The 22826-nt window shown below is 71.6% G+C and carries 25 protein-coding genes and 1 pseudogene; 12 read left to right on the forward strand and 14 right to left on the reverse strand.

Annotated elements, in window-relative coordinates:
• Window positions 1–182, reverse strand: a pseudogene (locus DJ73_RS17925) (hypothetical protein); the annotation flags it as partial.
• Window positions 183–260: 78 nt separating this feature from the next.
• A complete protein-coding gene (locus DJ73_RS17930; RefSeq protein ID WP_094558658.1) occupies window positions 261–1838 on the reverse strand; it encodes an HTTM domain-containing protein in 1578 nt (525 codons plus the stop codon).
• A 124-nt stretch (window positions 1839–1962) separates the two neighbouring features.
• On the opposite strand from DJ73_RS17930, the gene DJ73_RS17935 reads away from it, so the two are divergent.
• The 9 genes from DJ73_RS17935 to DJ73_RS17980 all read left to right on the forward strand — a co-directional run bounded on the left by DJ73_RS17935 (window position 1963) and on the right by DJ73_RS17980 (window position 9183).
• Window positions 1963–2880, forward strand: coding sequence for an isoaspartyl peptidase/L-asparaginase (locus DJ73_RS17935; protein ID WP_094524117.1), 918 nt, complete (start codon window positions 1963–1965; stop codon window positions 2878–2880).
• 568 nt (window positions 2881–3448) lie between these two features.
• Window positions 3449–4480 carry a 2-phospho-L-lactate transferase gene (cofD, locus tag DJ73_RS17945; protein ID WP_094558659.1) on the forward strand — a complete coding sequence of 344 codons (1032 nt, stop codon included), beginning with the start codon at window positions 3449–3451 and terminating at the stop codon, window positions 4478–4480.
• Window positions 4477–5292, forward strand: a complete 816-nt coding sequence (locus DJ73_RS17950) for a dihydropyrimidine dehydrogenase (RefSeq protein WP_094524116.1) — start codon at window positions 4477–4479, stop codon at window positions 5290–5292. The genes cofD and DJ73_RS17950 overlap by 4 nt, the downstream gene beginning before the upstream one ends.
• Complete coding sequence (locus DJ73_RS17955; protein ID WP_094558660.1) at window positions 5289–6263, forward strand: triphosphoribosyl-dephospho-CoA synthase; 975 nt, start codon at window positions 5289–5291, stop codon at window positions 6261–6263. The genes DJ73_RS17950 and DJ73_RS17955 overlap by 4 nt, the downstream gene beginning before the upstream one ends.
• Window positions 6260–6925 carry a DUF447 domain-containing protein gene (locus DJ73_RS17960; RefSeq protein WP_094526072.1) on the forward strand — a complete coding sequence of 222 codons (666 nt, stop codon included), beginning with the start codon at window positions 6260–6262 and terminating at the stop codon, window positions 6923–6925. Before DJ73_RS17955 ends, DJ73_RS17960 begins: the two co-directional genes overlap by 4 nt.
• Before the next feature lie 92 nt (window positions 6926–7017).
• Complete coding sequence (locus DJ73_RS17965) at window positions 7018–7212, forward strand: 30S ribosomal protein S17e (RefSeq protein ID WP_094525791.1); 195 nt, start codon at window positions 7018–7020, stop codon at window positions 7210–7212.
• A 106-nt stretch (window positions 7213–7318) separates the two neighbouring features.
• Complete coding sequence (locus tag DJ73_RS17970; RefSeq protein WP_094558661.1) at window positions 7319–8554, forward strand: tripartite tricarboxylate transporter permease; 1236 nt, start codon at window positions 7319–7321, stop codon at window positions 8552–8554.
• A 180-nt stretch (window positions 8555–8734) separates the two neighbouring features.
• A complete protein-coding gene (locus DJ73_RS17975; protein ID WP_092565370.1) occupies window positions 8735–8914 on the forward strand; it encodes an HVO_2753 family zinc finger protein in 180 nt (59 codons plus the stop codon).
• Window positions 8915–8916: 2 nt separating this feature from the next.
• Window positions 8917–9183, forward strand: a complete 267-nt coding sequence (locus tag DJ73_RS17980) for an elongation factor 1-beta (RefSeq protein WP_092565372.1) — start codon at window positions 8917–8919, stop codon at window positions 9181–9183.
• 105 nt (window positions 9184–9288) lie between these two features.
• Here DJ73_RS17980 and DJ73_RS17985 read toward each other — a convergent pair whose 3' ends face one another.
• The 7 genes from DJ73_RS17985 to DJ73_RS20505 form a co-directional block, all read right to left on the reverse strand.
• The gene (locus tag DJ73_RS17985; protein WP_094558668.1) at window positions 9289–9639 is read right to left on the reverse strand and encodes a co-chaperone YbbN; all 351 of its coding nucleotides are present in this window, start codon (window positions 9637–9639) and stop codon (window positions 9289–9291) included.
• 75 nt (window positions 9640–9714) lie between these two features.
• Complete coding sequence (locus DJ73_RS17990; protein ID WP_094525793.1) at window positions 9715–10713, reverse strand: Gfo/Idh/MocA family protein; 999 nt, start codon at window positions 10711–10713, stop codon at window positions 9715–9717.
• A 78-nt stretch (window positions 10714–10791) separates the two neighbouring features.
• Complete coding sequence (locus DJ73_RS17995) at window positions 10792–11037, reverse strand: hypothetical protein (protein ID WP_094558662.1); 246 nt, start codon at window positions 11035–11037, stop codon at window positions 10792–10794.
• A 166-nt stretch (window positions 11038–11203) separates the two neighbouring features.
• Window positions 11204–11419 (reverse strand): CbaC protein, encoded by a 216-nt coding sequence (locus tag DJ73_RS18000; RefSeq protein ID WP_094525795.1) that lies wholly within the window; start codon window positions 11417–11419, stop codon window positions 11204–11206.
• On the reverse strand, window positions 11416–13206 hold the full coding sequence (locus DJ73_RS18005; RefSeq protein ID WP_094558663.1) for a b(o/a)3-type cytochrome-c oxidase subunit 1: 1791 nt from the start codon (window positions 13204–13206) through the stop codon (window positions 11416–11418). The genes DJ73_RS18000 and DJ73_RS18005 overlap by 4 nt, the downstream gene beginning before the upstream one ends.
• Window positions 13203–13718: a cytochrome c oxidase subunit II gene (locus DJ73_RS18010; protein ID WP_094558664.1), complete on the reverse strand. Its 516-nt coding sequence runs from the start codon at window positions 13716–13718 to the stop codon at window positions 13203–13205. The genes DJ73_RS18005 and DJ73_RS18010 overlap by 4 nt, the downstream gene beginning before the upstream one ends.
• 6 nt (window positions 13719–13724) lie before the next feature.
• Window positions 13725–13898, reverse strand: a complete 174-nt coding sequence (locus DJ73_RS20505; protein ID WP_170938294.1) for a hypothetical protein — start codon at window positions 13896–13898, stop codon at window positions 13725–13727.
• 97 nt (window positions 13899–13995) lie between these two features.
• Between DJ73_RS20505 and DJ73_RS18015 the strand changes: the two genes are divergently transcribed.
• Window positions 13996–14202 (forward strand): hypothetical protein, encoded by a 207-nt coding sequence (locus tag DJ73_RS18015; protein ID WP_094525798.1) that lies wholly within the window; start codon window positions 13996–13998, stop codon window positions 14200–14202.
• Between the two features lie 31 nt (window positions 14203–14233).
• Entirely contained in the window at window positions 14234–16690 is a 2457-nt protein-coding gene (locus DJ73_RS18020; RefSeq protein ID WP_094558665.1) for a cation-translocating P-type ATPase, read from the forward strand.
• Window positions 16691–16697: 7 nt separating this feature from the next.
• Here the strand turns inward: DJ73_RS18020 and DJ73_RS18025 are convergent, their stop codons facing one another.
• From DJ73_RS18025 to DJ73_RS18045, 5 genes are all read right to left on the reverse strand, one after another.
• On the reverse strand, window positions 16698–16940 hold the full coding sequence (locus DJ73_RS18025) for a SelT/SelW/SelH family protein (protein WP_094525800.1): 243 nt from the start codon (window positions 16938–16940) through the stop codon (window positions 16698–16700).
• 77 nt (window positions 16941–17017) lie between these two features.
• Window positions 17018–18100, reverse strand: a complete 1083-nt coding sequence (locus tag DJ73_RS18030) for a HAMP domain-containing sensor histidine kinase (RefSeq protein WP_094525801.1) — start codon at window positions 18098–18100, stop codon at window positions 17018–17020.
• Between the two features lie 81 nt (window positions 18101–18181).
• The gene (locus tag DJ73_RS18035) at window positions 18182–19585 is read right to left on the reverse strand and encodes a heme o synthase (RefSeq protein WP_094525802.1); all 1404 of its coding nucleotides are present in this window, start codon (window positions 19583–19585) and stop codon (window positions 18182–18184) included.
• Window positions 19586–19664: 79 nt separating this feature from the next.
• Window positions 19665–20198: an adenylyltransferase/cytidyltransferase family protein gene (locus DJ73_RS18040; RefSeq protein ID WP_241881535.1), complete on the reverse strand. Its 534-nt coding sequence runs from the start codon at window positions 20196–20198 to the stop codon at window positions 19665–19667.
• On the reverse strand, window positions 20195–20716 hold the full coding sequence (locus DJ73_RS18045) for a Mov34/MPN/PAD-1 family protein (RefSeq protein ID WP_094525803.1): 522 nt from the start codon (window positions 20714–20716) through the stop codon (window positions 20195–20197). Before DJ73_RS18045 ends, DJ73_RS18040 begins: the two co-directional genes overlap by 4 nt.
• Before the next feature lie 131 nt (window positions 20717–20847).
• Here DJ73_RS18045 and DJ73_RS18050 point away from each other — a divergent pair, with 131 nt between their 5' ends.
• On the forward strand, window positions 20848–22794 hold the full coding sequence (locus tag DJ73_RS18050) for a DHH family phosphoesterase (RefSeq protein WP_094525804.1): 1947 nt from the start codon (window positions 20848–20850) through the stop codon (window positions 22792–22794).
• Window positions 22795–22826 lie beyond the last annotated feature (32 nt).

Raw genomic sequence — 22826 nt, forward strand, 5'->3', positions numbered from 1 at the left:
CCGCCATCCCGTCCGACGCCCCCGCCCCGGCGCTCGGCCACCGGGTCGTCGTCGGTGTCGCAGATCACCAACAGCTCGTCGCCCTCGCCGAGCTGGGCGGCCACCTCCGAACACGCCTCCGTCCAGTGAACCGTCGGCAGGAGCACCGACGTCGGCGGGTGAGATCGCTCGCTCTCCGTCACGTCGATCGGTTCGGGCGGGGGACAAATAAGTGGTCAGCCGCTCGTCGGTCGCCCCGGTCGCCGCCCCGGTTCCGAACGTTACCTCGGCCGACACTCCCGCGTTCCGAGCTCCCTGACCCGCGTTTCGCCGCCGTCCGTCACGTCGATCTCGACCGCCGCGGCGGTCACCGACGCGACGTCCTCCCCCGCGAGTCCCGCCGACCGGTCGCAGAGATACGTGAGGAGCGGGTCGACGCGGGCGGGCGCCTCGTCGTCCGCCAGCAGGGTGAGGTACTTCCGCCAGCGCGCGGTGGGGTACGCCCGCGCGTCCGACGGGGGCCGGTCGACCGCGACGGGGTCGCCGTACAGCGCGTCGATCCGGTCGCCGTCGGCGGTCGCCGCCGTCGCGAGGAAGCGCGCGTCGATCGAACTCGGGTTCGGCGCGAACATGTCCCAGCCGTGCTCCGCCGGGCCCGCCGTCGCCGCCACGGGTTCGGGCGCGTCGACGAGCCCGGCCGCCATGCCGTTCCACGCGAGCAGCGACACGAGGAGGACGGCGGCGACGGCGGCGGCGACGCGACCGCGGACCGCCCGGTCCGGAAGGACGCGCGCCGCTCGGTTTCTCGGCCCCTCGTTTCGCGGGTCGCCGACGAGGGCCGACTCCGCGGCCCGGCGGAGCCGCGCGCCGGACGGTCCGACGGCCCCCTCGACGCGGTCCCAGACGAACGGCGGGAAAAACGGGAGCAGGGCGGCCGCCGATACCAGCGGGAAGACGCCGAGCTGGAGCGTGAACGCCATCGAGAGGTGCGCGGCGAACAGGCATCCGGCGAGCGCGGCCCGGACCCGTCCGGCCGACGCGACGAGCAGCGGCGACGCGACGAGCAGCGCAAGCCAGCCGTAGGTGGCGGCCGCGAGCAGCGGCGCCGCCTCGGGCAGCAGCCCTCCGAGCGGCCCGTGGAGGTACGTGAGCCGGAACACTTGTCCGACCGCCTCGCCTCCGGCCCACGCCGTCCCCCTGAGCTTCTCGACCGCGTTGGCGCCGTAGACCACCACGACGACGGCCAACAGGAGCGCCGACGCCGGGCCGGCGAAACGGTCCTCGCGGGCCGCTCGGACGGAGTCCCCGAGCGACGCGCCGCCGCGCACGGCGTCGACCGACCAGCGCGCGCCGAGGGGGCAGAACAGCCCGGCCGCGAGCAGTTGGACGAGCAGCTTGTCGCCCGCGTTGAGCACGAACGGGTTCCGCGCCTGTAGCGACGCGAGCAGGACCAGCGAGACCGCCGTCGCCACGCGGGTACGGTGGCCGGCCGCGAGCGCGACGGCGGCGACGGCGGCGACGAGGAACAGCAGCGCGACGGACCACGCCTCGCCGGAGAGCGCGTGCAGCGAGAGGCGAGCGGCGAGGGGGTACGCCTCCGCGAGCGCCGAGCGCGGGAGCGCGCCAGCGTCGGTATAAAAGGCCGTCAGGTTCCGAGCGCGCAGTCCGAGATCGACGAGGAGGGCGATCCCCAGCGCGACCCGAAACGCCGCGAGGGCGCGCCGGTCGACTCCGACGCGGGCCCGGACTGCGCTCCGGAGGCGGCGACGGACCGAGCCCCGAACGGCAGACTCTCCGTCGGGGTCGGCTTCGAGACCCGCGGCGGGGTCGTCGTCGGCGCGCTCTCGGTGCTCGTCCACAATGGTGGCGACTCCCCGAGGCGCGGAGATAGGTCTTGCGGCGGGGACTCGGATCGACTTCCGCCGCTTTCCCGACCCTTATCGGGGCGCCGGGGGACCTCCGAATATGCCACAGCGCCCCTCGATGCGCGTCGTCGTCCACGGCGGCGCCGGCGGCGTCCCGGACGAACCGGCGCGGAGACAGGAGACGCTCGACGAGGCGGCCGACCGCGGCGCCGACGCCGAGACCCCTCTCGACGCGGTCGTAGCGGCGCTCGCGCCCCTCGAATCGAGCCCGCGGTTCAACGCCGGCGTCGGCGGTGCGGTCCAGTCCGACGGCGTCGTCCGCACCGACGCCGGCGTGATGACCTCGGACCGGGCGGTCGGCGCCGCCTGCTCGATGCCGGGCGTCGAGCACGCGGCGAGCGTCGCACGTGTCGTCCGCTCCGAGACGCCGCACGTCTTCGTCTCCGGCGCCCACGCCGTCGACCTCGCCGACGAGTTCGGCGTCGAGACGGGCGTCGACCTGCTCACCGACGAGACGCGCGAGCGCTACGAGGCGGAGGACCCGCCGCGAGGCGGCCCCCGCGAGCACCTCGACTGGCTCGCGTCGCGGTTCGGGTCCGGGGACGATCACGCGGGGCAGGGCTCCGGGAGCGACGCGGACGGCGACGGGAAGCGCGACGCGCCCGACCACGACACGGTCGGTGCGGTCGCGTCCGACGGCGAGACGTTCGCGGCGGCGACGTCCACGGGCGGCCGGTCGTTCGCGCTCGCGGGGCGGGTCGGCGACGTGCCGCAGGTCGGCTCCGGCTTCTTTTGTACCGAGGCCGGCGGCGCGAGCGCGACGGGGGCCGGCGAGGACATCGCGCGCGTCACGCTCTCGCGGCGAGCCGTCGACTTCCTCGACGAGGGGCTGGGCGCGCAGGCGGCGGCCGACCGGGCGATCGAGGAGTTCGATGAGATCACCGGATCCGGGGCGGGGGTCATCGTCCTCGACGATGACGGCGTCGGGAGCGCGTTCAACACGGACGGGATGCAGACGAGCGTCGCTCGCGAGTAGTCGTCGATTGGGATCGCGCCGAATACAGACGTATGGGTCAACGCGACGGCTCAGGGAGGACAGCGCGACGGCTCAGGGATGAACGTCACGTGGATTCCCCGAGTACGGGTCGATGCTGGCTGACGGCGCTCCCTATCGAGGTGAGTATGACGATGACCCCGATTACGACGAGTACGACTCCGAGAACCGGTTCGGACAGCCGGTAGAGCAGCCACCCCATAGCGACGTTTGCACCCGCCAGAGAGAACGGGTAGACGGTCCGTAGCAGGTGCATCGTTCTCGGATAGGTGTACGCAGATACATATTAAATAGGCTACTAAAACACAAACAACCGGTTAAGCTTGACCACCGATCGCGTGGCGATCGCCGACGCGCGTCTGGTGAGTCGCATCGAGCCTCCGTCGTCCCCGTCGCCGGCTTATCGATGCTCTAAACGACGGGGACGGCGCGCTCAACGAGGCCTCTGCGGCCCACCACCGCTCGAGGGCCTCATCGGGGTTCCCGACGCCGATCCGCGTCGCCGCCCGCGGAGGCGAGGATACAAATCCGCCCGCCGCCTTGCCCGCGTATGGTCACGTTCCTCGCCGGCGGCACGGGGACGCCGAAGCTCCTCGACGGGGCGACCCGCGTGTGGGACCCCGCGGCGATCGCGGTCGTCGCCAACACGGGCGACGACGTCGAGCTCGGCGGCCACCTCGTGTGCCCCGACGTCGACACCGTGCTGTTCGCCGGCGGCGGCGTCCTCGACCGCGAGACGTGGTGGGGAATCGCGGACGACACCACCGAGACGCACGCCGAGCTGCGCCGGCTCGCAGGGGAGGTCGGACTCGGAACGGCCCCGCGCTACCTCGACGTCGAGGCGCAGACGGCGGGCCGCGAGATCGCCCGCTGGCGGCGCTTCTCCGGCGTCGGCGAGTTCATGGAGATCGGCGACCGCGACCGAGCGGTCCACGTCACGCGCACGAGCCTGCTCGACGAGGGCCGCACGCTCACCGAGGCGATCCGGACGCTCGCCGACGCCTTCGGCCTCGACGTCGGACTCCTCCCGATGTCCGACGACCCGGTCGCGACGCTGGTCCACACCGAGGCCGGCGAGACGATCCACTTCCAGGAGTACTGGGTCGCGCGCCGCGGCGAGCCCGGGGTCGCCGACGTGGAGTTCCGGGGCGCCGACGACGCCGAGCCGACCGCCGCCGTGCTCGACGCCCTCGCCGACCCCGTGGTGATCGGCCCCTCGAATCCCGTGACGAGCGTCGGCCCGATGCTCGCGCTCCCCGGCTTCGAGGCGGCGCTTCGCGAGACCCCCGTCGTCGCGGTCTCGCCGTTCGTCGGCGACGAGGTGTTCTCCGGGCCGGCGGCCGACCTCATGGCCGGCGTCGGCCGCGACCCCTCGACCGCGGGCGTCGCCGACGCGTACCCGTTCGCCGACGCGTTCGTCCTCGACTCGGCCGACCCGACCGAGCTCCCCGACCGCCACGTCGAGCGTACTGACACCCGAATCGACGACGCGGACGACGCCGAACGCGTCGCTCGGGCCTGCGAGCGCGCGCTGGCGGCGGTGACGGACGCGTCGGCGACCGACGCGGAGGTGGCGGAGTGACGGCGAGCGAAGACGACGGCCCGACCCCGTTCCTCGTCGCCGCCAGTCTCAGCGGCGCGGCCGACGCCGACTGGGCGGGCGCCGCGGCCCCGCACGTCGACGCGGCGATGCTCGGCGGGATCGCGCTTGACCCCGCCAGCCGGGCGGCCGCGCGCGACCTCGTCGCCCGGGGGCGCTCGGAGTTTCTCCCCGCCGAGCCGCTCGCGTGGATCGACCGGCAGCTCGCCGCGCTCGCCGACGCGCCGGTCCGCCCCGGCGTCAACGTCCGCAGCGCGACCGTCGGCCCGGTGCGCGAGGCGGCGGCGGTCTGCGCCGCCCGCGACGCGGTCTGCGAGGTCAACGCCCACTGCCGGCAGCCGGAGCTGCGCGCGGTCGGCTGCGGCGAGTCGCTCCTCCGCGACCGCGACCGGCTGGCCGACTACGTCGCCGCCGCGGCCGAGACGGGCGCGACGACGAGCGTGAAGGTCCGCGCCGAGGTCCCGGGCGTCGACCTCGTCGCCGTCGCCGACGCCGTCGCCGAGGCGGGGGCCGACTGGCTCCACGTCGACGCGATGGATTCGGAGCGCGTCGTCGGCGACCTGACCGCGGATGACAGGGGTCTCCGCACCGGGCTCACCGTGATCGCCAACAACGGCGTCCGGGGCCGGCGGACCGTCGCCGAGTACGCCGCGCACGGGGCCGACGCCGTCAGCGCCGGGCGCCCGACCGAGCGTCCGTCCGAGCTCGCGCGTATCGCCGAGGCGGTGCGCGCTTGGCGGGAGGGGGAACTGCCGGCGGACGAGACGGCGCGGCGGCGGGAGGCGCCGCCGTGACCGCCGCCGGCGACCCGGTCGACGACGCGACGCTCGCGCTCCTGCTCGAGGTCGCTGGCACTCCCAAGCCCGGCAACGTCGACCGCCGCCGGGACCTCGGCGACCTCCGGTTCGAGTCGTTCCTGGGCGGGGCGGTCGGCGCCCGCGAGGGGCTCGAACTGGCCGCGGGCGGGGCGGCTCCCGTCGGGGACGCCTTCGAGCGCGCGGTGGTGGGGATGGCCGACCGAGCGGGGACGAACACGCAGTTCGGCTGCCTGCTACTGCTCGTTCCGCTGGTCCGCGCGACCGTCGCGGGAGCGGACGCGTCCGCGGGGCGCTCCGCGCGGGCCCCCTCCCCAGCGGCCGTCGACCGAGTGACCCGCGAGGCCACCGTCGACGACGCGGTCGCGTTCTACCGCGCGTTCGAGCACGTCGACGTCGCGGTCGCGGACCCGCCCGCGGACGCCGCCGAGCTGGACGTCCGCCGCGGGAGCGACGCGGCGTCGACGCTCCGCGAGCGGGGGCTGACGCTGCGGGACGTGATGGCGCTCTCGGCCGATCCCGACCGCTCGGACCGCGCCCCCGACCGCAACGCGCAAGAGTGGGTCGAGGGGTTCCCGCGGACGTTCCGCGCCGCCGAGTGGATACGGGACGATACGGGGCCGCTGACCGATCGGGCCGCGCGCGCCTTCCTCGGACTCCTCGCCGCCGAGCCCGACACGCTGGTCGCCGCGACCCACGGCCTCGAGGCGGCGCGCGAGGCGAGCGCTCGGGCGGCCGCGCTGCTCGACGGAGCGGACGGGGTCGGCTCGGAGACCGCCGCAGGGGTCGGCGGCGTCGACGCCGACGCGGTCCACGGTGCCGACCTCAACGCCGCGGACGGGTTGGCGACGGCGTTCGTCGACGAGGGGATCAACCCCGGGACGACGGCGGATATCACCTGCGCGGCGCTGTACGTCGCGCTCCGACGCGGCGCGGAGGTGGCGCCGTGACCGACGACGGATCCGACGGGAGCCGTGGCGGGGCGGCGGATGTCGCCGACGCCGTCGCGCCGGACGGCTGGCCGGTGGCGCTCCGCGGCGTCACCGAGTCGATCGTGACGACGCTCGGCCCGAACGACCGCTGGAACGTCGCGGCGCTCGGGCTCCACGCGCCGGACGACCCCGCTGACCCCGTCACCGCGCGGACCTACGGCCGAACCCGGACGTGGCGGAACTTCACGGAACGCGGCGGCGGCGTCGTCCAGTTCACGTCCGATCCGCGCACCTTCGTCGACGCCGCGCTGACGGTCCGGGAAGTCGACGAGCCGGTCCTCGAAACGGCCGACGCCTGGGTCGAGGTCACCGCCGAGGAGGTCGGAAGCGAGACGGAGGGCGACACCACGATTCGGACGTGGTCGCTCGATCCGGCCGAGAGCGCGGTGCTCAGAGAGCGCGTGCCGACGATCAACCGCGGGTTCGGCGCGGTCGTCGACGCGACGGTCGCCGCCTCGCGGCTCGACGTGCCCGCCTTCGAGACGGCGGAACTGCTCGACCGGCTGGCGTACTTCGCGGACGTGGTCGACCGCTGCGGCGGGCCGGCCGAGCGCGAGGCGTTCGCCCGGATAGACGAGGCGACCGGCTGGCGGGAGCGGGCGGGAGGCGACGAGGAGTGACCGCGACCGAGCGGGCGATCGACGCGAGCGCGCCTGCGGCCCGTTCGCGGCGTAACGAACCCTTTTAGTTCGGCCCGGCGGTATCGCTCGGTATGGCCATCAAACCCAAGTACATCAAGCAGCTCGGAAACGTCCTGCTTGAGCGGTATCCCGACTCGTTCAACACGGACTTCGAGACGAACAAGGAGAGCGTCACGGCCCTGACGACCGTCGAGTCGAAGGGCGTCCGCAACCGGATCGCCGGCTACGTCACTCAGAAGAAGTCGCAGGCGGCCCAGAAGGCGTAAACGGGCTCGAGTTTTCGACCGCCTCGCCTCAGTCCCCCCGAGCCGCGGCGCTCGGCTCACCGATCACCCCGCCGCTTATGCCTCAAGCCGCGGCCACCTCGCCGCGATGGACGCCCTCGTCCGCCCGGTCGTCGACCCGACCTTCGCGACCGCCGCGCTCGCGTTCCTGTGCGGCGGCGTCGCGCTCGGCGCCGTGAGCGGGCTCGTCCCGGGCCTCCACGCGAACAACTTCGCGCTGTTGCTCGCCGGGTTCGCCCCCTCCGTCTCCGCCGACCCGCTCCTCGTCGGCGTCGCGATGCTCGGCGCGGGCGTCGTCCACTCCTTCCTCGACATCGTCCCCGCGCTCGCGCTCGGCGTGCCCGACGCGGCGACGGCGGTCGCGGCGCTGCCGGGTCACCGTCTCGTGATCGCCGGCAGGGGGCGCGAGGCGATCCGGCTGTCGGCGGTCGGCTCCGGGCTGGCGGTCGCGCTCGCGGTGCCCCTCGCCGTGCCGACCACTTGGGCCATGGTCCGCGGCTATCCGACGGTACGGGCGCACCTCCCGCTGCTTCTGGCCGGCGTCGTCGCCTTTCTCGTGCTCACCGAGTCGTCGAAGCGGGCCGCGGTCGGCGGCTTCGTCGCGTTCCTCGCGAGCGCCGCCCTCGGCTTCGCGACCCTCGACGTCGACCCCGCGGCGCCGCTCGACGCCGGCGGCGTCCTCGCGCCGCTGTTCGCCGGACTGTTCGGCGCGCCCGTGCTCGTCGACGCGCTCGGCGGCGAAGGCGTCCCGCCGCAGGCCGACGCGCGGATCACGATGGGTCGCCGGGACCTCGGCGTGAGCGCCGGCGCCGGGTCGCTCGCGGGCGCGGTTGTCGGCTACGTCCCCGGCGTCTCCGCGGCGATCGCCGCCGTCGCCGCGCTGCCGGCGGTCCCGAGCGAGGAGGGCGACCGCGGGTTCGTCGTCGCCACGAGCGGCGCCAACACGGCGAACACGATATTCGCGCTGTTCGCGCTCGTCGCGCTCGGCACGCCCCGAACGGGCGTCACGGTCGCCATCGATCGCGCCGGCGTTCCCTTCGCGCTCCCGATCCTCCTCGCGGCCGCGGGGACCGCGGCGGCCTGCGGGTTCGCGCTCGTCCTCCTCGTCGGAGACGCGTACCTCCGCGTCGTGGGGGACGCGGACTACACTCGGCTGTCGGTCGGCGTCCTGGCGCTGCTCGCCGCCGTCTCGTTCCTGTTCGCGGGGGCGTTCGGCGTCGGCGTCTTCCTCGTCGCCGGCGTGCTCGGGCTCGTTCCGCCGCGGGTCGGCGCTCGGCGGGTCCACCTGATGGGCGTGCTGATCGGACCGCTGATCGTCGGCTGAGCGCCGCGATCCTTCGTTGCCGCCGACCGCGAGTCGCGCTCCGCGGTCCTCCGCTCCCACCTACCGTCAGCCGCGCTCCGCGGGCTCGACGCCCGAGCGTCGAGGTACCGAATCGCACGCCGCGATCGGCGTCGGACTCAAAGAACAACGGTTAAAAGTCGCGCGGTGGTGTTTCAGAGTATGAGCGAGAGTGAAACGCAGGGCACCCGTCAGTGTGTCTCCTGTGGTATTCAGGTGGCCGGTATGAACGCCGCGCGGTTCTCCTGCCCGGACTGCGGGGCGACTATCCACCGGTGCGCGAAGTGCCGGAAGCAGAGCAACCTCTACGAGTGCCACGACTGCGGCTTCCGAGGGCCCTAGTTATGGGAGACGTCGCCGCCAAAATCAAGGTCATGCCGAACAGCCCCGAGGTCGACCTCGACGACCTGCAGGACCGACTCGAGGAGTCGCTCCCGCAGGGCGCGAAGATCCGCGGCTTCCAGCGCGACGACGTCGCGTTCGGCCTCGTCGCCCTCCTGCCGACAGTCATCGTCCCCGACGGTGCGGGCGGCACCGAGGCGGTCGAGGAGGCGTTCGCCGACGTCGACGGCGTCGAGTCCGTCGCCGTCGAGAACGTGGGCCGGCTGTAAGGTCGACGCCGGCGTCGACCCGGAACTCGGACGCGTTTTCGTTCCGTTTCGCACCGTTTCTTTCGCTTCGCCAGCGACGAGCGCGTCTCGTCCCGCCGTGACCGGTTACTCCGTGTGTTCGCGGACCCAGGCAGAGAGCTCCTCGCCGGGGATGAATCCCTCCGCTCGGCGCGCGACGGGCTCGCCGTCGACGAACAGCACGAACAGCGGGACGCTCCGCACGTCGAACCGCTCGACGAGCGGCGGATCGTCGCGGGGGTTTATGAGGGCGACATTCCCGAGGACGGGCTCCATGCTCGCACAGATGCCGCACCCGTCGGTGTAGAACTCGACGAGCGCGGCGTCCGCGTCGGCGACGAACGCGTCGAGCGCGTCCGCGTCCGCGAGCGGCGTCGGACGACGGGCGCTCTCGTCCCCTCCCGCCCCGGCGTCGCTGGCAGCAGTATTGGACATTATACGCACTATTCGGGCCGAACGGTAATAAACGCTCGCTCGACGGGGTTGCGCACGCGACCCGTCGGCGGATCGGGCTCAGGAAACGTCGACAGCGCCGCCCTCGGCGGCGCTCTCGGCGAGCGCGTCGACGACCCGCATGTTCGCTATCGCCTCTCCACCGCCGGTCAGCGGGGCGGTGCCGTCCGCGACGCAGTCGGCGAAGTGTTCGACCTGCAGCCGGTACTGGTCCACCGGATCGAACGTCTCGACGCCGCGCCGGTCGTCGATCTCGTAGGTCAGCTCCACCGGCTCGTCGTCGGGCGCGTCGAACGCCCGCTCGACCTCGATCCAGCCGTTCGTCGCGTCGATCCGATAGCGCTGGACGAGCCGCGTGTCGAAGCCGGAGGCGACCCGCGCCGACCGGCCGTCCGCGTACTCCAGCACGCCGGCGAGCTCCGTGTCGACGCCGGCGTCGCGGGTGTCGTTCGCGTGCGCGTACGCCCGGTCCGGCTCGCCGAGGACCGCCCTCGCGAGAGACACGGGGTAACAGCCGACGTCCATCAGCGACCCGCCGGCCAGCGCCGGGTCGAGCCGCACGTCGTTCGGTCGGCCGTACAGCGGGAACCGGAACGCCGAACTGACGGTACGCACGTCGTCCAGTTCTCGGTCGACCAGTTCGAGGACCCGCTCGGTGCGGGGGTGGTACCGGTACATGAACCCCTCCATCAGCGTGACGCCGCGGTCCTCGCAGTGGTCGACCACCTCGCGCGCCTCCGCCGCGTCGGCCGCGAGCGGCTTCTCGCAGAGCACGTGAAGCCCGGCGTCGGCCGCGCGGGTCGTCCACTCGGCGTGGAGCCCGTTCGGCAGGGGAACGTAGACCGCGTCGAGCTCGTCGTCGTCGAGCAGCGCCTCGTAGGAGCCGTAGCTCCGCGGGATCGACTCCGACTCGGCGAACGCCGCCGCTCGGTCGCCGTCGCGCGATGCGACCGCGCCGACCGCGTGGTCGCTCGCCGCGATCGCCGGGATCACCGCGTCGCGAGCGATCCCCGCGGTGCCGAGCACGCCGAACGTAAGGGGGTCACGCCGTGTTGACATACGCGACCACCGACGGGCCGGACCATAAAAAGGGTCGGTGACTCCGCCCCGGGCCGATCGGCGGTCGTCCGCGCCGCGCTACCGCTCCGGGGGCTCCGGATCCACGAGCGGCGAGTCCCCGTTGGCGCACTCGGGTCGACCGCAGACGCCGGCGTCGTCGCCCGCGCGCGAGACCCCGTCGGAGAGCGACTCGATCTCCCACCTCACCTCGTGGCCGGTCGCCGACTCGTGCTCGTCGAGCGCGGCCCGCGCGGTCGGGAGGCCGTCGTACCTCGCCTCGAACGAGCAGTCGACACACCTGACCGCGACGCGCGTCCGTGCCATAGCGAATATTGGTCGGAGACCACAAAACCCTCGCGGTGTGACGGCCGTGCGGAACCGGAACCGGCAGACCGAGCACCGACGGGAGGAACGGCGGACCGAGAGTCGATAGGAGGAACTGTAGGCCGAGAATCGACCGAGGGATCGGCCGGACGGAGAGGTTCAGCCCCTACGCCGGCTCGTCCTCCTCGGGCTCGGTCCGCCAGCCGCCGGTCAGCGTGATCACCCACAACAGCACGCCGGCGAGCACGAAGACGGCGGCCATGTACGGGAGCAACGGCAGCTCGATGCCGACGAAGTCGAGCACCGTCCGGATCTCGTAGACGATCACGCCGAAGACCGCGAACGCGACCAAGAGCCCGCCGCGGGTCATGTCGAAGCTCACAGGATCACCCCGGCGAGCGAGGCGGCGCCGCCGACCGCGCCGAGTATCGGCGTCACCGCGGCCGCGAGCGCGTCGAGCGTCGGTGCGATCCACGCCGGATACGTGCCCACGCCTGGACCGAGCAGTCCGCCGCGGCTGATGATCGCCGCCAGCGGGAGCGCGTACGCGAGGACGACGAGCGTCAGCGCGATCCCCACCCAGAGCCGGAGGCTGTCGAGCACCTGCGGGGCGTCGTCGGGGCCGGACAGCGCCGGCGGGAGCGACTCGGCGAGCCCGGACACCTTCGGGTTCCCCATCGTGAGCACGAGGTTCCCGATGAACAGCACCGTCGAGACGAACAGCAGCGTTCCGCCGATGGCGATCTGGACGTTGAGCTCCTCGAACCCGCCGAACATCGTCGGGTAGTCGAAGCCGCTGTACTCGGGTTCGGCGGTCCGGCGGGGCACGCCCATGATCCCCTGGGCGTGCATCGCGTTGGACATCAGCGCCATGCCGACGAACCAGACGACCACTTGGAACAGCCCGATCGCCCGGCTGTACACGGGCTTGTTGGAGATCTGCGGCCAGATCCAGTAGGTGGCGGCCATGAAGGTGAGCGCGACGGCGGTGCCGACGGTGAGGTGGAAGTGGCCGGGCACCCAGATGGTGTTGTGGATCATGTAGTTGATGTTCATGCCGGCGTTGACCATGCCGGAGAAGCCGCCGGCGGCGAACATCAGACCGGCGAGCATCATGCCGGTGAACTCGGGCTTGCGCCACGGGAGGTCGGTGAGCCAGCCGAGGAGGCCGGTGCCGCCGCGCTGGCGGGCGCCGTACTCGACGCTCGCGACGACCGTGAACGCGGTGAGCAGGCTCGGCAACAGCAGGAACATCGTGTTGGTCATCGAGATGAACTTGAACCCCTCGGCGATCCCGGGGTCGAGGTACTGGTGGTGGATGCCGACCGGGGTAGAGAGGAGGAGGAAGAGGACGAACACGACGCGTGCGAGGGGGTCGCTGAAGAGGCGACCGCCGGCGATCTTCGGGAGGACCGTGTACCACAGGAGGTAGGCGGGCATGAGCCAGAAGTAGACGACGGGGTGGCCGAAGAACCAGAACAGGGTGCGGGTGAGGGTGGGGTTGACGGAGTCGATGAAGCCGAGCGACCACGGGAGGAGGAAGATGAGCACGGAGGCGGCCACGGCGGAGGAGGCGATGTACCACATGGCCATGGTGGTCAACACCATGAACGTCTGGAGCGGGATGCGCTCGTCGGGGTGGTCGCGTTTCCAGGCGAGGAAGGTGCGGAACCAGTCGGCGCCGGCGATCCAGGAGCCGACGATGAAGACGGCGAGGCCGGCGTAGAACATGGGATGCGCCTGGAGGGGTGCGTAGAAGGTGAAGAGGACGTCCGCGCTCATGTCGAGCGCGGGGACGAAGCCGGCGAGGATGGAGACGCCGGTCATGGTCATGCCGACCGCCATGATCGCGTACCACGTCCAGGTGATCCGGATGTCGATGAGCGGTCGGTCGAGGCTCCGGGTCACCGCCCACGTGAACAGCCCCACGAGGAAGAACGTGGTGAAGCTGATCGCCAGGAACACGCCGTGCGCGGTGAGGGACGTGTAGTAGTCGGTCGAGGAGATGATCCCCCGGAATACCCCGGTTCGGTGGAGCGTCTGGATGATCCCGAAGATCGCTCCGAGCGCGAGCGCGAGGAAGGAGCTGAGGAGCGCGGCGCGGACGACCCGCGCCTCGTCGGGGAACTTGTCGACGAAGGACTGCTCGGCCTCGATGGCGTCGCTCACGCGTCGTCACCCCCGCTGTTCCGCTCGTCGAACTCGGCCTGACTGACGACGTTGACTTTCCCTTCCATGACGTGGTGGCCCGCGCCGCAGTACTCGTTACAGATGAGCCCGTACTCCTGTCGGTCGTCGGTTTTGACAGTTATCTTGGAGACTTCACCGGGAACGACCATCGTGTTGGCGTTGGTGCCGGCGACCTCGAACCCGTGGATGACGTCCCGAGAGGTGACGTAAAAGGTCACGGTGCTGTTTTCGGGGACGACGATCGGACTCGGCTCGAAGCCGAACTGGTAGGCGACGACGTAGGCGGCGTACTCGTTGTCGCCGACCTGTTCGACGCGGGGTTCGGAGAAGCGGTCGTCCTCGTCGAGCGCTTGGGCGTCGATGGGGGGTTCGCTGTCGGAGACCATGGCGACGCCGGGGCCGACGGCGCCGTAGGTGACCGAGCCGATGAGCAGCAGTATCAGGAGGATGGACGCCGCGAGCCAGATTTTTTCGTAGGCGTGAATGTGCATACGTTGTCACCCCACGACGACCAGGTCGCGGCCGAGGAACTCGATGTAGTAGATGTACACCCACGCGAGCAACAGGATGACGAAGTAGATCGCGATGAGCGTGAGGGTTCCGATCGGGTCGAACTCCTCTTCACCGCTCACATCGTCACTCGATGCGTGTGCGGCTTGGTTTTGTCCCATAGGCCGGCTTATAGACTGAAAGATATATAATATCGATCCGTTCTCGGGGGCTGAAAACACGGACGTTATATATGTTGGCTGGCCCGTACGTTCCGATATGGAATTCTCGCTCCAGCGGGCCGTGCTCCTCGTGTTGGGCGGCCTCGTCCCGGCAGCGGTGTTCATCGCCGACCGGGCGGAGATATTCGTCGCCGTGACGCTCGTGAACGTGTTGATCATCTGGGGGAGCCTCCACGTCGCGACCGGCGGGAGCCTCCGCCCCGGGTCGGCCTCGTCCGACGCGGCGGATCCGGACGAGGCGTAGCGTCGTCGGCCGACCGCCGGACTCGAACCCAATGTCGAACTGCACCCTCTGTGACCTTCCGACGGGGGACGACCCCCACACCGCCCCCGACGTCGACGGCGAGTTCTGCTGTCGCGGCTGCCTCGCGGTCGCCCGCTCTCTGGACGACGTCGACGACCTCGACGACCTCGACGAACGTCGCCCCGAGGCGCGGGCCGACGAGGCGTTCGACGGGGAGACGACGTTCCTCCACGTCGACGGGATGCACTGTGCGACGTGCGAGTCGTTCCTCGAACTGACCGCCGGCGAGCAGGAGGGCGTCGCGGCCGCGGAGGCGAGCTACGCCACCGACACGATCCGCGTCGACTACGATCCCGACACCGTGAGCGCCGCGGACCTCCCCGAGCGGCTCTCGGTCGCGGGGTACACCGCGAGCGACCGGGCCGACCCGGACCCGGACGGCGACGACGTCGCCGTCGTCCGCTTCCTGATCGGCGGCGGGTTCTTCGGGATGATGGCGATGCTGTGGTACGTCCTCTTCCTGTACCCGACCTACTTCGGCTACGAACCGATCCTCGACCTCGGCGGCGTCTCGGGCACCTACCTGTTCGCGCAGGTGTGGGTGTTCTCCTCGATCGTCCTGTTTTACACCGGCTATCCGATCCTGCGGGGCGCGTACGTGAGCCTCCGGGCGCGGCAGCCGAACATGGACCTGTTGGTGTCGCTGGCGGCGGCCAGCTCGTACGCGTACAGCACGCTCGCGATGCTCCTCGGCCGCACCGACCTCTACTTCGACGTGACGATCGCCGTGATCTTAGTCGTCACCGCCGGCAACCACTACGAGTCGCTCATCAAACGGCGCGCGACCGGCATGCTCTCCGACCTCACGACGGCCGGCGACCGGACGGTCCGCACCGAGTCCGGCGAGACCGTCGCGGCGGAGGCGGTCGACCCCGGCGATCGGCTCCTCGTGCGCCCCGGCGAGCGGGTCCCCTTCGACGGGACCGTGGCCGAGGGGACCGCCGCCGTCGACGAGGCGCTCGTCACGGGCGAGTCGCTCCCGGCGACGAAGCGGGAGGGCGACGAGGTCCGCGGCGGGACGGTCGTCACCGACGCGCCGGTCGTCGTCGAGGTCGGCGAGGACGCGACGAGCACGCTCGACACGCTCGTTCGGCTCCTGTGGGAGATCCAGAGCTCGCGGTCGGGCATCCAACGGCTGGTCGACAAGCTCGCGACCGTGTTCGTTCCGCTCGTCGTCGCCGTCGCCGTCCTCGGCGCGGCGGCCACCTTCGCGCTCGGATCGGCGCCCGTGGACGCCGCGCTCGTCGGACTCACGGTGCTCATCGTCTCGTGTCCCTGCGCGCTCGGGCTCGCGACACCGCTCGCGATCGCCGCCGGGATCCGCGACGCGGCCCGCCGCGGGATCGTGATCGTCTCGGACGCCGTCTTCGAGGAGGCGGCCGACATCGACACCGTCGTGCTGGACAAGACGGGGACGCTCACCGACGGCGAGATGCGACTGCTCGACACCGTCACCGACGGCGCGTCGCCGGACGAGGTGCGTCGCCGAGCGGCGGCGGTCGAGCGCGCCTCTGTCCACCCCGTCGCCGAGGCGATCGTCGACGCTGTCGCCGCCGACGGCGGGAGTTCCGCACGCGACGACGCGAGCGCCGGACCGGAGACGGCGACCGACGGGGGTGTGACGGCCGGCGACGAGGGCGACGGGACGCGACCCGCCGACGCGCCCCCCGACGCCGCCGACGGCACGTCGACCGCTGCGGTGACCGTCTCGGACCGCGGCGTGACGGGACGGGTCGACGGCGAGGAGGTCGTCGTCGGCCACCGGTCGCTGTTCGCCGGGGCGGAGTGGACCGTCCCGGCGTCGCTCGACGCGGCCGGTGAAACGGCCCGCGAAGCGGGGCGAGTCCCCGTCTTCGTCGGCTGGGAGGGGTCGGTCGTCGGGGTGCTCGTCGTCGGCGACGAGGTCCGCGACGGCTGGGAAGCGGTCGTCACCGACCTCGCCGACGGCGGGCGGCGGGTCGTGGTGCTCACCGGGGACTCGGCCGCCGCCGCCCGGCGGTTCGAGGAGCACCCCGCGGTCGACGAGACGTTCGCGGAGGTGCCGCCGGAGGCGAAAGCCGAGACCGTGCGGCGGCTCGCGGCGACCGAGCGCGTCGCCGTGGTCGGCGACGGGAGCAACGACGCGCCGGCGCTCGCCGCGGCCGACCTCGGCGTCTCGGTCGCGAGCGGGACCGACTTGGCGGCCGACGCCGCGGACGCCGTCCTCCTGGAGGACCGTCTCTCCGCGATCCCCGAACTGTTCGCGGTCACGCGCGGAACGAACCGGCGGCTCAAGCAGAACCTCGGCTGGGCGTTCGTCTACAACGCGGTAGCGATCCCGATGGCGATATCGGGCGTGCTCAACCCGCTCCTCGCCGCGCTCGCGATGGCGACGAGCAGCGTCCTCGTAGTGACGAACTCCGCGCGTCCGATTTATAAAGAGGAGTGACGAGGCCTCACGCCGTCGCGCCGACGTGCGGCCTGACGGCGCGCACGATGGCGTCCACGTCGTACTCGTCTTCGGTCTTGTCGAAGACGACCTCGTCGCCCGCGCGGACGACGAACACGCCGTCGTCGCCCGTGACGAGGGCGACCTCGTCGAGGTCCTCGCCGAACTGCTTGAACAGCGCCTCCGAGACGTCCTGAGCGCGGTTCAACATCCCGCACGGTACGCAGTACTCGATCTCGACTCGGGTCATACGTCTCGCGTTTCGCGTCGAACGGACTTAAAAACCCGCCGCGCGGTCGGATCCTCCCACGGCGATCGCTCGTGTCGCTACTCCGACCGGTCGACGCCGGTGATCTCGAACCGCGCGCCGCCGCGGTCCCCCTCGCCGATCCGCAGTTCCCATCCGTGGGCGTCGACGGTCCGATCGACGATCGCCAGTCCGAACCCGGTTCCGTCGGCAGACGACGTGACGCCGGTCTCGCACACTTCGTCGACTCGGTCCGTCGGGATCCCGACCCCGTCGTCTTCGACGAAGAAGCCGTCCGCCCCGTCCAGCGTCCCCACGCGAACGGTCACGTCGCGGCCGCCGTGTTCCACGCTGTTCCGAAAGAGGTTCTCGAAGACGTGCGACAGTCGGTCGCGGTCGGCCCGCACCGTCGCCGACCCGTCCGCGCGGAGCGTCGCGTCCGCCGTGTCCACGCGCGACCAGCACTCTCGCGCGCACTCCGCGAGGTCGACGTCGCCGGCGTCGTCGACGCTCTTCCCCTCGCGGGCGAGCGTGAGCGTCTCGTCGATGATCTCGTCCATCCGATCGAGCGCGGGCTCGGCCGCCTCGATGTGCTCGTCCTCGGGGTGGGCCCGTCTGGCGAGGTCGATACGTCCGCGAACGACGTTGAGGGGATTTCGGAGGTCGTGCGAGACGACGCTCGCGAACTCCTCGAGCCGGTCGCGCTCGCGGCGGAGGTCGGCCTGTCGGAGGCGACTCCGCTCCGCCGCGACCTCGCGTTCGATCGCCCGCGCCTCGAACAGCCCGATGAGCAGTCCGATCCCCCCGCCGAAGCCGATCGCCCAGCGGACCCAGCCCAACACCTGAAACGCCGTCTCGGTCGGCAGCGTCATCATGAATCCGACGTTGACGAGGAGGAATCCCGACGCGCCCGCGACCCACCAGCGGTTGAGCCGCGGGTACCGGGCGGGGGAGAGATCCGACCTCGATATCCGGTAGACGACGTACCCGACCCCGACGACGACCAGCGCCGTCGAGACGAATCCCACCCAGTAGCCGCCGGGAGCGGGCACGATCCCGACCGAGAGGGCGACGGCTTCCGCGACGAGCGCGAGCAGGAGTACGGCGCCGAGTCCCCAGACCGGCCACAGCGATCGGACGACCGCTCTCGGCGAGACGTCCATTCAATTACCGTGACTCTCTCGAGGGGGTGTATAAACGATAACGGTTCGGCTATCAGCGCCGATACGCCGGCGCCGGCTCACTCAGACCACGAGCGCGTCTATCACGACGGCGAACAGCAGCAGACCGAGGTAGGCGTTCGAGGCGTGGAACGCGCGGAACGCCGCCGCCTCGGTCTGTTCGTAGTGGAGCCGAACGACGGCCCACAGGAACACCGCGCCGAGGGCGACGCCGACCGCGGCGTAGAGGGCGCCGAGCGGCTCAGCGGCGGCCGCGAGCGCGACCGCCGCCACGAGCGTCGCCCCGAGGTACCAGACGATGTGGCGGCGCGTAGTCGTCTCGCCCCGGACGACGGGCATCATCGGGAAGCCGCCGCGCTCGTAGTCGTCCTTGTACGCCAGCGCGAGGTTGTAGAAGTGCGCGGGCGTCCACAGGAAGATGACGAGGGCGAGCAGCAGCCCGCCGCCACCGACCTCGCCGGTCACCGCCGCCCAGCCGATGAGCGCCGGGAGCGCGCCGGCCGCGCCGCCGATGACGGTGTTCTGGACCGTGTTCGGCTTCAACACGAGCGTGTAGACGACGCTGTAGAACACGATCGCGACCAGTCCCAGCGCCGCCGTGAGCGGGTTCACCGTCCAGAAGAGCCCGAGCGAGACGACCGTCAACAGGAGCCCGAACGCCAGCGCGTTAGTCACCGGCACGAGGTCGGTCGCCAGCGGGCGATCGTTGGTCCGCTGCATCCGCCTGTCGATGTCGCGCTCGAACACGTGGTTGAACGTCCCGGACGCGCCGATCGAGAGCGCGCCGCCGGCGAGCGTCGCGGCCACGGCGTACGGCGTGAACCCCGGCCCCCCGGCGAGCGCCATCGCCGCCGCGGCGACGAGACAGAGCAGCCACATCAGGCGGGGCTTCATCAGCCGGAAGTACGCCGCTGCGGTCGCTTTCAGTCGGGGGAGCGTCGCCCTCGGGATCTCGGGCTCGGGCGCCTCCTCGACCGGCGGAAGGTCGTCGGTCCCGGGCTGGAAGTCGACCGGTGCGTCGTCGGGAGCGCCGGTCGCCGCCTCCAGCCACCACGCGAGCGCGGCGAGGACGGCGCCGAAGATCGCCACGCCCAGCAGGAGGTGGACGGGTCCAAGCGAGACGGGGAGGTCGCCGACGGCGACGAGCGCGCCCACGCCGGACTGGGCGGGGAACAGCAGGAGCGCGGCCAAGAGCGCCGCGCGGACCCGACGGCTCGCCTCGTCGAGCCACGCGAGCGCGACCGAGAGCGCCACGAGGACGCCGACGACGGCGGCGATCGCGCGGTGACCGAGCGCGACCCACCCGGCGCTCTCCGTGGGGAGCGCGGCGCCGTCGCCGCAGAGCGGCCAGCCCGAACAGGCGGCCGCCGCCTCCGTGAGCGAGGTCGTGGCGCCGACGACGAGCAGGAGGTATACGCCCATCGCCGTCGCCGCGAGAACCGCGGGGAATCGGTCGGGTACCGTCACTTACCCGGGTTTGGGAACGGACCCATATATGTCCCGCGCTTCGGTGAATTCGCCCCAGGCGCGCCGGTTAGCTCCGGATCTATCCCTGTTCGCTGCCGTCCCGGGGCGCGTCGACGGCCTCGCGTGACCCGTCGCCCTCGCGTGACCCGCCGCTCTCGCGTGAGCCGTTGCCGTCGACCCCGCCCGGGCCGCGCCGCCGGAGGACGCGATCGACGATGTCGCCGCTGGAGAGCAGTTCGTCCTCGTGTCGGGGCTCCCGGCCGGACGCCCGTTCGACCCGACAGTCGATGTCGCGGGCCGCGAGCGCCTCGGCGATACCCGCCTCGTCGTGGTGCTGGTCGTATCCCAGCACGATAACGTCCGGGTCGAGGCGCTCGATGGGGACGAACACGTCCTCCGGATCGCCGAGATGGGCCTCGTCGACCGCGTCGAGGGCGGCGACCATGTCGCGCCGCTGGCGGGCGCAGAGGATCGGCTCGGGCTTGTGGGTGACGTTGGCGCGGCGGGCGACGATGGCGTGGAGCTCGTCGCCGTACGTCGCCGCGTCCTCGAGGTAGTGGACGTGGCCCGGGTGAAGCAGGTCGAAGGTCCCCTGCGCGACGACCCGCGTCATCTGAACCACGAGAGGAAGCCACCGTCGTCGCGGCGCTCCTCGACGAGCTCGCTGTCGATGTCCTCCTGCGTGAAGTCGAAGAAGTGTTCGTCGGGCACCTCGACGTCGAGCACGTCCAGCGTCGTCTGATTCCCCTCGTTGTCGAACGCCTTCCAGTCGCCCCACCCGTATGGGGCGCCGACGATGATGTGGACCTGCCCCTGTCCGAAGGTCGCGAGGTCGGCCGCGCTCGGCCGGAGGGCCCCGTTCGGGTGCGAGTGGACCGACCCGACGGCGCGCATGTCGTTCGGCTTCATGTGCGTTCGCACGCTGGCGCTCGTCGGGTTCGACTCCGTGCCCGGGATGACGAGCACGTCGGTGATCACCTGCCCGTCTCGGTCGACGTCGAGCTTTCGGGCGTCGTCCGCGCGGAGGAACCCCATGTACTCGTTGGGGTGCGTCTCCTCGCTCGCCTCGAGGACGAACTCCATCGTCTCTCGGGCGATCCCGAGGAGCTCGTCCGAGCGGAACAGTCGCATACGCGAGCGAAGGCGCCGTCGCCCCATAGGGGTTCCGGACCGGACGACGACGGGTCCGCGCGCCGAGCGCGTCGAGACGGGCGGAGACGCGAGAGAACAGGCTTAACACCGCCCGTTCCCGAATGGATTCCATGAGCGAGAACACCGCCGGGGATTCCGGCACGCGGGGCGATTCGAGCCCCGAACCCGACGCCGCCGCGGCGAAGGGGACGGCCGACGGCCGGCCGACCGTCTACGACTTAGCACCCAACTGCACCCTCGCGGACGCCGAGGTCGACGCACTGTACCACGCCGAAGTCAACGGCGTCGTCGACTACGGCGTCTTCGTCGACGTCTCGGACGCCCTCTCCGGGCTCGTCCACGAGTCGAACATCGACGGCGACTACGCCGTCGGCGACCGACTGATCGTCCGGCTCACCGAGGTGAAGGAGAACGGCGACGTCGCGTTCGACGACGAGGACTTCGACGACTACCGCACCGAGACCGTCGCTCACGAGCCGACGATCTCGCGCGTCCGCGGGCTCTCCCCGGGCGACGAGGTCACCGTCGAGGGCGAGGTCGTTCAGGCGAAACAGACCGGCGGCCCGACAATCTTCGCCGTCGCCGACGCCTCCGGCGTCGTCTCCTGCGCCGCCTTCGAAGAGGCGGGCGTCCGCGCGTACCCCGAGGTCGCGGTCGGCGACATGGTCCACGTCGGCGGGACGGTCGAGACCCGTGAGAACGCCCTCCAGCTGGAGGTCGACTCGCTGCGACAGCTCCCCGACGAGCGCGCCGCGGAGGCCCGCGAGCGGTTCGAGGACGCGCTCGACGAGCGCGCCGCGCCCGCCGACGTCGACCCCCTCGTCGAGTGGGAGGCGTTCGAGCCCATCCACGAGGAGCTCCGCGAACTGGCCCGGCTCCTCCGCCGGACCGCTCTCGCCGGGCGCCCGATCCGCGTTCGCCACCACGCCGACGGCGACGGGATGTGCGCGGCGATCCCGGTCCAGCTCGCCTTGGAGAACTTCGTCTGCGACGTGCACGAGGACCCCGACGCGGCCCGTCACCTGTTCAAGCGGCTCCCGAGCAAGGCGCCGTACTACGAGATGGAGGACGTCACCCGCGACCTGAACTTCGCGCTGGAGGGGCGCGCCCGCCACGGCCAGAAGCTCCCCTTCCTGCTGATGCTCGACAACGGGTCGACCGAGGAGGACGTCCCCGCCTACGAGAACCTCGCGCACTACGACATCCCCATCGCGGTCGTCGACCACCACCACCCCGACCCCGAGGCGGTCGAGCCGCTGCTCGACGCCCACGTCAACCCGTACCTCCACGGCGAGGACTACCGGGTCACCACGGGGATGATGTGCGTCGAGCTCGCGCGGCTGATCGACCCGTCGATCTCCGAGGAGCTCGAACACGTCCCCGCCGTCGCCGGGCTCTCAGACCGCTCGAAGGCGGAGGCGATGGACGACTACGTCGCGCTCGCCGAAGCGGCCGGCTACGACGAGTCCGACCTGCTCGACATCGGCGAGGCGCTCGACTACGCCGCCCACTGGCTGCGCTACTCCGAGGGGAAGACCCTCGTCAACGACGCGCTGAACGTCGGCTGCGAGGACGAACAGCGCCACGAAGAGCTGGTCGGCTTCCTCTCCGAGCGCGCCGAGCGCGACGTCGCCCGGCAGCTCGACGCGCTCGACGACCACGTCAACCACGAGCGGCTCGCCTCCGGCGCGCACCTCTATCGGATCGACCTCGACGAGTACGCTCACCGGTTCACCTACCCGGCGCCCGGGAAGACGACCGGCGAGCTCCACGACACCCGCGTGCGGGAGACGGGTGACCCGGTCATCACGATCGGCTACGGCCCGGACTTCTGCGTGCTCCGGTCCGACGGGGTCCGTCTGGACATCCCGAACATGGTGACCGAGCTGAACGACGAGCTCCCGGAGGCGGGCGTCTCCGGCGGCGGTCACCTCGTCGTCGGCTCGATCAAGTTCGTGAAGGGCCGCCGGAGCGCCGTCATCGACACGCTCGTCGAGAAGATGGCCGAGGCCGAGATCGACGAGGCGCTCTCGTCGACGGCCGCGCTCGACGACTGACCGCAACGGTAACCCGATTTTCGCGCCCCGTT

It is taken from the genome of Halorubrum sp. Ea1 (assembly GCF_002252965.1).
In the GTDB taxonomy this organism is placed as follows: domain Archaea; phylum Halobacteriota; class Halobacteria; order Halobacteriales; family Haloferacaceae; genus Halorubrum.